Source organism: Candidatus Eremiobacteraceae bacterium (assembly GCA_036511855.1).
Taxonomy (GTDB): domain Bacteria; phylum Vulcanimicrobiota; class Vulcanimicrobiia; order Eremiobacterales; family Eremiobacteraceae; genus JABCYQ01.
Genome location: DATCBN010000058.1, coordinates 1 through 9,564, shown reverse-complemented (window position 1 = coordinate 9,564; position 9,564 = coordinate 1). Strand labels below are relative to the sequence as shown.

Below are 9,564 nucleotides of genomic sequence, written 5' to 3'. Positions count from 1 at the left end.
GGCCATTCACTCGATTTGTTCAAGGTTTGAAATGCTGGCGGCCCGCATTCTACGGCGCGCGCCGCTCAGCATATCGAGATCGAAATAGTTCCTCTTCGCAAGAAATTGTTTAGGTCCGGCTCTGGCCTCAGTGCTCGCATTTCTGTGTTCATATGCAGTGCCCAAAAAAAGCGGGATCGTCAAACCGCCCTATACGACGGCTTCATGACGGATGGCGGGCACATTCCGATGGTTTAGAGCACGTTTGGCTGATCGCGCTCCACCCAGAGGCACCGGGAAGCAAGGTGTTGGGAAGAACTGACGAATTAGTTCAGCTATGGAAGAGCGCGCTTGGGCCGCGAGCCAGATCCACATCACCCTGAGGGCGACCAGTGAAGGGCGCTCGTGGACTGGATTCGCGGCCCAGCTCTATGACACGTCAGGCGGATTCGCGGAGATGCCGCCCAAGACGCACCACAGGGTGCGGATGCATCTCAGTGCGCCTATCATCGCGACCTGTCGTTGCGCCGGATTCGTCCAGCGCCGGCGCATGAGCCCGGGCGATTGTGATGTCGTGCCGCTCGCTCATTCAGCCGTTTGGGAAGAAGATGGGCCGGCCACGATGTTGGGCATTTGCTTGATGCCTTCGCTCATGCAAACCGCTGCCGAGGGCATGGACCTGAATCCCGACACCGTTTCTGTCGAGGCGCAACTGCGACTGCGTGATCCGCGAATCGGCCACATCGGTCGGGCGCTCCAACTGGAATTGCAGGGACCCGAACCCAATGGACGGCTGTACGCCGACAGCCTCGGGTTGGCACTTGCTGCGCGGCTCCTGCAACGCTACGCTCCGATCGTCCCACCTCGCGTATACAGCTTTTCAAAGCGGCGGTTGAGCGCCGTCATCGACTACATCCACGACAATCTTGTTCTCGATCTCTCATTGAGCGAGCTTGCGGCCGTCGCGGGACTCAGCCCGTCGCGTTTTAGGATATTGTTCAAAGAGGCGACCAACCAGCCCGCCCATCAATTCGTCATTCAATGTCGCGTCGAATATGCAATGAGCCTGCTAACGAAACGTAAATATAGCCTTACCGAAGTCGCATCGCTTTCTGGATTCTCCGATCAAAGCCACATGGCGCGCTGCATGCGCCGCGTAGTGGGCGTCACGCCGGCAGTCGTCAAGCGGCAGCACGAATAGCCCCGCGAAAACAAATACGAAATCATCGGATAGCTAAGTCGCTTCAACCAACATAGGGAAAGCCGTTGCGCTTCCTCGATCTGCGGCACTCGACGCTGAGCCCGGCGGCAGGCGAAAATGTGAAGGTGGTCCAAGAAAGGCTGGGCCACGCAAGACGTCTAGATGGTCGAAATGTCCAAAAATCCATATGGGAATCAGCGTGGCGCTGTAGCTCAGTTGGTTAGAGCGCCTGCCTGTCACGCAGGAGGTCGACGGTTCGAGCCCGTTCAGCGTCGCCAGTTGGAAGCCCTGCATCATCGGGATCGCGGGGCTTTCTTAACATCGTGGCGGATCGTGCTTTAGGTATGGATGAGCTAATCCGCTAGCGGTGGAGCAAAATTGATCCTTGGTGTCCTCGCATTGATATCGGCTTCGGCTCTTGCCGGCACCGCGCTCTACGTCAGCGTTGCCGAGCAGCCCGCGCGCCTCGTACTTGACGATCGAGCGCTGCTTTCGGAATGGAAATCGTCCTACAAGCGCGGTACCGCGATGCAAGCTCCTCTCGCTGTCGTAGGGTGTATCTTTGGCCTGATCACCTGGTGGCATGCAAGAGAGCTCGGGTTCTTGGTTGGCGCCATCTAGATGATCGCGAACTATCCCTTGACAGTGTTGGGCATTATGCCGACGAACAATGCGCTGATGGCGATCGATGTGGCGACTTCAACCCCGCAAACGAGATCACAGATTGTCAGATGGGGCACCCTTCATGCGGTTCGTACGATTTGCGGCTTGCTCGCCACAATCGCGTTTCTTTCGGATGCATGTCATACTGCGACGATACGAGGGGAAGAGCAGGAGGCGATTGCACGCCCAGGCAATCCTATTAGCATTAAGTCTACCAACTTAGTAGACAAATAGTTCGCGTTATTCGCGATGGACCGGTCTTGGCGACATCGAAAGTGACGACATCGTCGTCATGTTGGAGTGGAGGGTCTACATGGGCAATGAACTATCGCGGCAATCTTTCATCGCCGGGGCGGCCGCCGTTGCAGGCGGGCTCGGCATATCGCAGTGGCCATCCGCGGCGCGCGGCGCGGAGACCGTCACGCTGCCATTCGCAAATGGCGTCCGGAGCCTCGCGGCCTATCCACAAAAACGCGACATGATCGTGCTGACGTCGCGGCCCGTGCAGCTCGAGACGCCGTTCGAAATATTCAACGGCGGACTGCTCACGCCGAATGACGCTTTTTTCGTGCGCTGGCACTTGGCGGGTGTGCCGACCACCATCGACCCGCTCTCATACCGATTGAACGTGCACGGCCTGGTCGACAGTCCGTTCACGCTCACCTTGGACGAATTGAAAAAGCGCTTCGAGGCAACCGAAATAAACGCGGTATGTCAATGTTCGGGCAACAGCCGGGGATTTTTCGAACCGCGCGTGCCGGGGGGCCAATGGGGCAACGGCGGCATGGGGAACGCGACATGGCGCGGTGCAAGGCTCAAGGACGTTCTCGCTCTCGCCAAAGTGCAAAGCGGCGCCGTGCAAGTGCGTTTCAACGGCATGGACAAACCGGTACTCCCGCAGACGCCCGACTTCATGAAGTCGCTCGACCTCGGCGTGGCGACCGGCGAAGATATACTCCTCGCATATGAGATGAACGGAAAGCCGCTGCCGCTGCTCAACGGATTTCCGGTGCGGCTCGTTGTTCCCGGCTGGTTCGCGACGTATTGGGTCAAGATGCTCGACGACATCGAGATCCTCGCGCAGCCGGACGACAATTTCTGGATGAAGACGGCCTATCGGATCCCGGCAGCGCCGTGCGGATGTCAGGCGCCCGGCACGAAGGTGCCGACGGTGCCGATCACACGTCTGAACGTCCGTTCATTCATCACGAACATAGCGGACGGCGCGAGCGTCCCCTCGTCCCCCACTGCGATCGTGCGCGGCATCGCCTTCGACGGCGGTGCCGGAATCACAATGGTGAAGTTCAGCAGCGATGGAGGCGCCACGTGGACGATGGCGACGCTCGGTCTCGATCTTGGCAAATACAGTTTCCGTGAGTGGACGGCGAGATTTAACGCCGAACCCGGCAAACAATATGCGCTGCAATCGGTCGCAACGGCGGAGGATGGCGCGACCCAGCCGCTGACGTTGGCGTGGAACTCTTCCGGGTACGCGAGAAACGTGATCGAAACCGTAAAGGTGACGGTGTCGTGAAGAAATACGAGAGGCTGAGCCTGGTCATCGCAGCGTGCGCGCTATCGCTGATCGCGCCCCTAGTCGCCACGAATCTTGCCGGCGCATCGGCAGCCACCGATGCTCAGGTCAGCGTGACGTTGCCGCCGGATGCGCGGTCATTTGGGCCAGGGCCTGGTCAATCCGTCGCGCAAGCCAACTGCACGATATGTCACGCCGCCGACTACGTGTACATGCAGCCTGCGCTCACCGACGTGCAATGGCGCGCAGAGGTGATGAAGATGAAGACCGCGTACGGCGCGCCGTTGAACGACAGCGATGTGGCCACGCTGGTCGCGTATCTCGTCGGTCAAAACGGCAAGAAGTAGCGCCCGCTGCGCGCGCGCAATGCGAGGTATCATCGGCTATACGGCGAAATCCGGACCCGCCGCCGAGATAGCTCAGTCGGTAGAGCACGCGCCTGAAAAGCGCGGTGTCGCCAGTTCGATTCTGGCTCTCGGCACCACGGTTGAAGCCTTGCACATGCGATCCATCTGCAAGGCTTCTTCGCGCGTTCCGCGACCATCGGACCAAGTTTTAGGACTCAAATGGGTACTTTCATACTAAAGAGTGCAAGCAAGGGCTCGCGAACACTAGTTCCATGATCGGCCGCTTCTTGCGCTCCTGCGCAGCGCAGCTCCGGGCTGCATACCGCGATCAGGAGCTGCGCGATAAATTCCCTCACCTTCGTCTAAGCGAAGGCGTCGTTGTCCGTGGGCTCTCTCATTTCACTGCCGGACGCAACACGTTGCTCGACCGGCGAGCCTATCTCAACTGCTCGGGCGGCGCTTGGAACGCATACAAAGGCTTTATCAAGATCGGCGAAAATTGCGAGATCGGCCCATATGCGGTTTTATGGGGCGCCGGGGGTATCACCATCGGCGACAACGTGCACATCGGCGCGCATGTCAGCATCACCGCCCATGAAGCCCGCCAGATCGATCCCGATTCGCTCGATATTTGGAAGCCGCTCAGTTTCGATTTCGCTCCGGTCGTCATCGAAGACCACACCCTCGTCTGCTCCGGTTCGGTCATCGTTCCGGGCGTCACCATCGGCCACCATTCCATGATCGGCGCGGGCGCGGTCGTCGTCTCAGACATTCCGCCGTACTCACTCGCCGTGGGTTGCCCCGCGCGGGTCTTGCGGTCGTTGCGCCCGCGAGAGCTCACCAACCAAAGCGCCTAACCCCAGAACGCGTTCCCCAAAGGTCAAGACGCGCTTGCCGCGCCAATTAGCACTTGATGGATTTCGGTCCTCAAGCGCTCTTGGTATCGGCCGCCGTCGCGGTGGGTGTTTTCCACACGATGGTGCCGGACCACTGGGCGCCGCTCGCCCTCATCGCGCGTCAGCGCGGATGGTCTCCCTCGCGCACGGCGCGCGCGGCGGCGGTCGCCGGCGTCGGGCACACCGTCTCCACTCTTGCGATCGCCGTCGTCGTCTGGTTCGCGGGCGTCGCAGCAGCCGCGCGGTTGGGCAACCTAGTCGAACTGCTGGTGAGCGCGGCGCTGATCACATTCGGGACCTGGACGGCGATTGCTGCACTGCGTGAGTTGCGCACCCAAAGCGGCCATGCGCATCTCCATCGCCACGCGGGTGGCCTGGAACACGTACACTGGCACGACCACGACGTCGCGGACATGCACGACGCCGCTCAAGTCGCCACTTCCGATCCGCCGCTGCACGCGCACGAGCACCCGACATCATCGCGGACCGCGCTCGTGTTGATTTTGGGATCCTCGCCGATGGTCGAAGGCATCCCCGCATTCTTCGCCGCTGCCAAATACGGCGCGCCGCTTCTCGCTATTATGTCGGTCGCGTTCGCACTCGCGACGATCGGCACATACGTCGCGCTCACCGTTGCGACCGTGTCGAGCCTCAAGAGCGTATCGTACGGACCGCTCGAACGTTATGGCGAAGTGCTCAGCGGCGTCGTGATCGCCGTGCTCGGGGTCGTATTCGCCATCTGGTTTAGAAATTGACCGCCAGCAGCAGGCGTACATCCAAATCCGCAACAATCTCGTAACCACTACTGAGAGGAGAATTGAGATGCCATCCACTCCAACGAAGACCGACGCCGAATGGAAGCGCGAGCTGACCCCGGAGCAGTATCGGGTTTTGCGCCAGGCCGGAACAGAACCACCGTTCTCCGGAAAGCTCCTGCACAACAAGGCTGAAGGTACGTACTCATGCGCCGCGTGCGCCGCGCCGCTATTCAAGTCCGACACGAAATTCGATTCCGGCTGCGGCTGGCCGAGCTTCTACGAACCGCTCACGCCCGACGCCGTGGAATTGCTCGTCGACGACAGTCTCGGCACGACACGCACGGAAGTGCGCTGCAAGTCGTGCGGTTCGCACTTGGGCCACGTCTTCGACGATGGTCCTGAACCGACCGGTCAACGCTACTGCATGAACTCCGTTTCGCTCGGCTTTGACGACCGCCTGAAAGACGCCTGAAAAGAAGATTCAGTCTGGTCCATTGGTCGGAATGAATATGACGTGCCGACGTGATATGTTTGACTCAACGTGGTTCTACTTCAATTCGTCAGTTGATAGGGGTGAGAGTTTTATGTTTCCTGTTCGGATCAAACAAGTTCTTTTCGCTTCGGCGGTGCTTGCTCTAGCGGGATGTGGCAGCCAGAGCGTCACTTCCATGCCCGCGTCGCATCTTGCGTCGCACGCGGCGGGACCGTCGGCGCTCCAGAGCATCGACCTCCACGAAGACGACGCAACCGCCGCATCGCACGTCGGCGTCAGGATCACCGGCGAGGCCGCGAAAACGAGTCCGAAGTACGGGCGAATTCTAGGTTACTTCAACGGCAAGACGTCGTTCACGTCGGAGATCGTGCAACTCACCGCAGCCACGACCGTTGTCTTCAACAACGTCGACACCGTGGCGCCGCACACTGCCAGCTTCCTAGGCAAGGCCACACATAGCATGGCGCCGTGGCCAAGTTCGTTCGACGGCAGTTCTACGCAAGCGGCCGCCGGCACCGTGATCAGCACGCCGATGTTCAGCACTGGCCCGCTGTCGCCAGGTACGAAATCTCTGAAATACAACAGCGGTTCGCCGGGCTTCTTCATGTTCGGCTGCTTCTATCACTACAATCTCGACGGCATGCGCACGGTGATCATCGTAAGCTAGTCGCGTTCGCCGATCCGTACCATAAACAGCAGGCGGCCGAAGCAATTCGGCCGCCTGCTCGTTTGCCATCCTCTGCACAGACGCGTTATCGACAAATCGCAGGGTCACCGTCACCCTTCGCCAATACGATGGGGAAACGGGGCGCCACGGCATCCGCGCGCCCGTGCCCGCTTCCATCGGCGGAGGTCGTTGCATGGGTCTTCTCAAGATCAGTTCTCGACGGCATATATCGTCCGCGTTTATCACGCTGAGCATCCTCACCGCCATCATCTCATCAACCATCGTCAGACAACCGGCGCCAGCGGACGCCGATGGAGCCCTCGGGCAGCAAGTGGTTCCCGCAGCCAATCTGGCGATCCGAAACGCGCTCCGCGCCGCCGCTACGGCAGGCACGGAAACGCCAGCGCCAAGTTCGGACGGCGCCCAAAAAAGCAACGCCTATCCAAAGATCCCAACCGGCGCGCAGGCCGGGCTGCCTGTCGGATTCACATATACCGCAGACTTCAGCTCTGCCTATCCATTCGGCAACGTCGGCGATCACGGCAAGCGCTGGCTGCCGGGCGGCGTCGACGCGGTCGCGTCATACGGCTTCAATCCCCGTCTACGCGTTTCGGCCAGCTACTACGAGCTGCAGCACTATCCGGTCGGATTCGACAGCGGCACCGTGCCGCTGTTCATCCAAGGATTTGGGCCTCCCGTGGGTACGGTGGATCTCAGCACGGCCGGCATCGATGTCACCACGAAAGACCGCTTTGCCATCTTTAACGTCGAGCGTCTGTTCAACTTCGGCAAGCTGCCCTTGGTCATCTCTCCGACGTACGTCTCGCGTACGTCCACGGTAGGCGTCGGCCATGAGGACGTCGTGCCTTTCGAATATCGCGGATTTCCGATAACGGACGTCGACACGCGCACGGCGCAATACTATTCACTCGCCTTTACGCTGCCGTTTTTGTCGACACCCAAGATGTTCGGCACGTTCACGGCCGCTCCAAGTTGGCTCACCCATCTCAACGGCGTGAATCAAGAGAATCACACCCAGCTCTATCAGATATTCTACGTCGAATACAATCTCAACGACAAGACAAAATTCTTCATCCAGCCCCAAGCTTCGCGCGACTACTTGCCCACCGACCCATACGCGCAGCACATCTATTCCTACTTTCTCGGCGCGTCCGAAAAGGTCGGCAAGATGGGATTCGTACAGCTCGTGCTCAACAGCGGCAGTCCGTCGAACTATAGTCCGTACGGCATCAGCTCATTGCACTGCCTCGCGTTGCCGTGTTCACAAAATCCGGTCATCCCACAGGTCGGCGGACTCAAAGCCACCCAACTGCAGCTCCAAATCGGCATCGGTTCGCCGAGCGTGTTGCCATTCTGATATGAGCAGCAGGCTCGTCAGTGGAAAGTTGGGCAAGCGATGCTTGCCCTAGTACGGAGCCATTCACGATGTTAAGAGATATCCGAGTCACGTTCGCAGCGGCCGCCGCGGTTTTGGTGGTCGCCGGCTGTTCGAGCTCGAGCAGTGCGCCGAAAGTTCCGCAACCGCCGGTGAAAGGACCCGCACTGACGCGCATCGTCGGCGTCGGCGACAGTCTCACCGCAGGTTTCCAATCTGGCGGCCTGCTCGGCGTTAACACCACGAGCTCGCTCTCCGGATTTCCCGGCAATCTCGTGCCGGCTACTCAGGAAAACGGATTCTGGTCGCTCGTGTTCCAGCAAGCGACGGGGGCTTCGCAGGCGTCCATGTACGATCCGGCGACATCGCCCCTGCCGCTCATTGGCGCGCCGGGCTTAGGATCGCAACTCGTCCTTGGAACGACCGCGCTGTTCGCGGCCACGCATTCCAGTTGCGACACGTATAACAATGAAGCGTACACGCTCGGCACGTATTCGGCGACGCGCCTCAATCCGAGCGCGCAAGTGCTCGATGTCGGCATACCGGGCCAGACCGTGCACGAAGCGCTGTTCATGATCAACCCGCTCACCGGGCCTGGCGAGCAGCCTAGCTGTTCGTATCCATTCAATCCGAAGGATCCGACATCGGCGCTGCAGGCCGTCGTCAGCGGCGAGAGCGGCATGTTCTATCCAGTACTAGGCGGATTTGCGAACGACGTCCATCCGCTCACGCAAGTGAAAGCTGCCATATCCTTGCACCCATCGCTCACCACCGTCTGGCTCGGTGCGAACGACTTGCTCAAGTACACGTTCACCGGCGGAAAGGCGCCTTCGGATACGCCGGCCCAAATGAAAGCCGATCTCACCTCGCTCATCCGCCAACTCTACGCCGGCGGATCGCGCGTGGTCATCGCGAATCTGCCCGACGTGTTGAGCACGCCGCAATTCTTCCAGGGCGGCCCCACCCTCATCGCCACCCTCGAAGCCGCGCCGTTTTTCGTGCCGCCTCCTGCCGCGCAAGCCGTGACGGCGTACATCCAATCCACGTATGGCGTCGGTCCCAACGGATACCTCACGGAGTCCGGACTTTTTGTCACATTGGCCACACTCGCGGGCGGCGGATTTCAGCCCGTGCTCTCCGCGCCCGGGGACTACCTCACCGATGCGTTCGCGGCGCAAGTGCAAGCGCTCAACACGGCATATAACGCCGCCATCGGCGCCGCTGCCACTGCGACAAAGGCGCCGCTCGTCGATATCCACGCGCTATTCGCCCAGATAAAACAGGCCGGCGGCGTGCCCATCAATCCGCCGAAATGCTGTAGTCTCGCGTTCTTGGGCGGCCTTTTGAGCTTTGATGGCCTCCACCCGTCTAATACCGGCTATGCGCTCATCGCGAACGACTTCATCGGCACCATCGACACGGGGCTCGGCCAGTCGATCCCACAGCTTTCGAGCGCGCAGATATTCTCGATCTACTCTACCGATCCGTACGCGCAGCACTGAAGATCATGGTACGACGGTCCGTCGAAAGGCGATGCTGATCCGAGGACCGACTCGCTGCTTGGTCTTTGGAATGCCGTGATCGTAATTGAAGTGGCTCGCATAGCTCATCACGAGCAGCGTGCCGGCCT

General features: G+C 60.1%; 9 protein-coding genes and 2 tRNA genes. All 11 read left to right on the top strand.

The genetic code is table 11. The features are described 5' to 3' along the window. The first annotated feature begins 316 nt into the window (after positions 1 to 316). Positions 317 to 1,180 carry an AraC family transcriptional regulator gene (locus tag VII69_08095; GenBank protein HEY5095057.1) on the top strand — a complete coding sequence of 288 codons (864 nt, stop codon included), beginning with the start codon at positions 317 to 319 and terminating at the stop codon, positions 1,178 to 1,180. A gap of 201 nt (positions 1,181 to 1,381) precedes the next feature. Then, positions 1,382 to 1,458: transfer RNA gene (locus tag VII69_08090), tRNA-Asp, on the top strand. A 698-nt stretch (positions 1,459 to 2,156) separates the two neighbouring features. Further along, positions 2,157 to 3,377, top strand: coding sequence for a molybdopterin-dependent oxidoreductase (locus tag VII69_08085; GenBank protein ID HEY5095056.1), 1,221 nt, complete (start codon positions 2,157 to 2,159; stop codon positions 3,375 to 3,377). Next, positions 3,374 to 3,724 (top strand): cytochrome c, encoded by a 351-nt coding sequence (locus tag VII69_08080; GenBank protein HEY5095055.1) that lies wholly within the window; start codon positions 3,374 to 3,376, stop codon positions 3,722 to 3,724. The genes VII69_08085 and VII69_08080 overlap by 4 nt, the downstream gene beginning before the upstream one ends. Before the next feature lie 61 nt (positions 3,725 to 3,785). Continuing rightward, positions 3,786 to 3,861 (top strand) — tRNA-Phe (locus tag VII69_08075). 135 nt (positions 3,862 to 3,996) lie between these two features. Beyond that, complete coding sequence (locus tag VII69_08070) at positions 3,997 to 4,581, top strand: acyltransferase (protein ID HEY5095054.1); 585 nt, start codon at positions 3,997 to 3,999, stop codon at positions 4,579 to 4,581. A gap of 56 nt (positions 4,582 to 4,637) precedes the next feature. After that, a complete protein-coding gene (locus VII69_08065; protein ID HEY5095053.1) occupies positions 4,638 to 5,375 on the top strand; it encodes a hypothetical protein in 738 nt (245 codons plus the stop codon). 67 nt (positions 5,376 to 5,442) lie between these two features. Next, complete coding sequence (msrB, locus tag VII69_08060; GenBank protein ID HEY5095052.1) at positions 5,443 to 5,850, top strand: peptide-methionine (R)-S-oxide reductase MsrB; 408 nt, start codon at positions 5,443 to 5,445, stop codon at positions 5,848 to 5,850. Between the two features lie 112 nt (positions 5,851 to 5,962). Next, a complete protein-coding gene (locus VII69_08055; GenBank protein HEY5095051.1) occupies positions 5,963 to 6,538 on the top strand; it encodes a hypothetical protein in 576 nt (191 codons plus the stop codon). 193 nt (positions 6,539 to 6,731) lie between these two features. Further along, entirely contained in the window at positions 6,732 to 7,916 is a 1,185-nt protein-coding gene (locus tag VII69_08050) for a hypothetical protein (GenBank protein HEY5095050.1), read from the top strand. Between the two features lie 68 nt (positions 7,917 to 7,984). Then, entirely contained in the window at positions 7,985 to 9,436 is a 1,452-nt protein-coding gene (locus tag VII69_08045) for an SGNH/GDSL hydrolase family protein (GenBank protein ID HEY5095049.1), read from the top strand. Positions 9,437 to 9,564 lie beyond the last annotated feature (128 nt).

Excerpts from the sequence above, each read along its gene's own strand:
- VII69_08095 (HEY5095057.1), top strand. The coding sequence starts at position 317 with ATGGAAGAGCGCGCTTGGGCCGCGAGCCAGATCCACATCACCCTGAGG.
- VII69_08065 (HEY5095053.1), top strand. The coding sequence starts at position 4,638 with ATGGATTTCGGTCCTCAAGCGCTCTTGGTATCGGCCGCCGTCGCGGTG.
- VII69_08055 (HEY5095051.1), top strand. The coding sequence starts at position 5,963 with ATGTTTCCTGTTCGGATCAAACAAGTTCTTTTCGCTTCGGCGGTGCTT.
- VII69_08085 (HEY5095056.1), top strand. The coding sequence starts at position 2,157 with ATGGGCAATGAACTATCGCGGCAATCTTTCATCGCCGGGGCGGCCGCC.
- VII69_08070 (HEY5095054.1), top strand. The coding sequence starts at position 3,997 with ATGATCGGCCGCTTCTTGCGCTCCTGCGCAGCGCAGCTCCGGGCTGCA.
- VII69_08045 (HEY5095049.1), top strand. The coding sequence starts at position 7,985 with ATGTTAAGAGATATCCGAGTCACGTTCGCAGCGGCCGCCGCGGTTTTG.
- msrB (HEY5095052.1), top strand. The coding sequence starts at position 5,443 with ATGCCATCCACTCCAACGAAGACCGACGCCGAATGGAAGCGCGAGCTG.
- VII69_08050 (HEY5095050.1), top strand. The coding sequence starts at position 6,732 with ATGGGTCTTCTCAAGATCAGTTCTCGACGGCATATATCGTCCGCGTTT.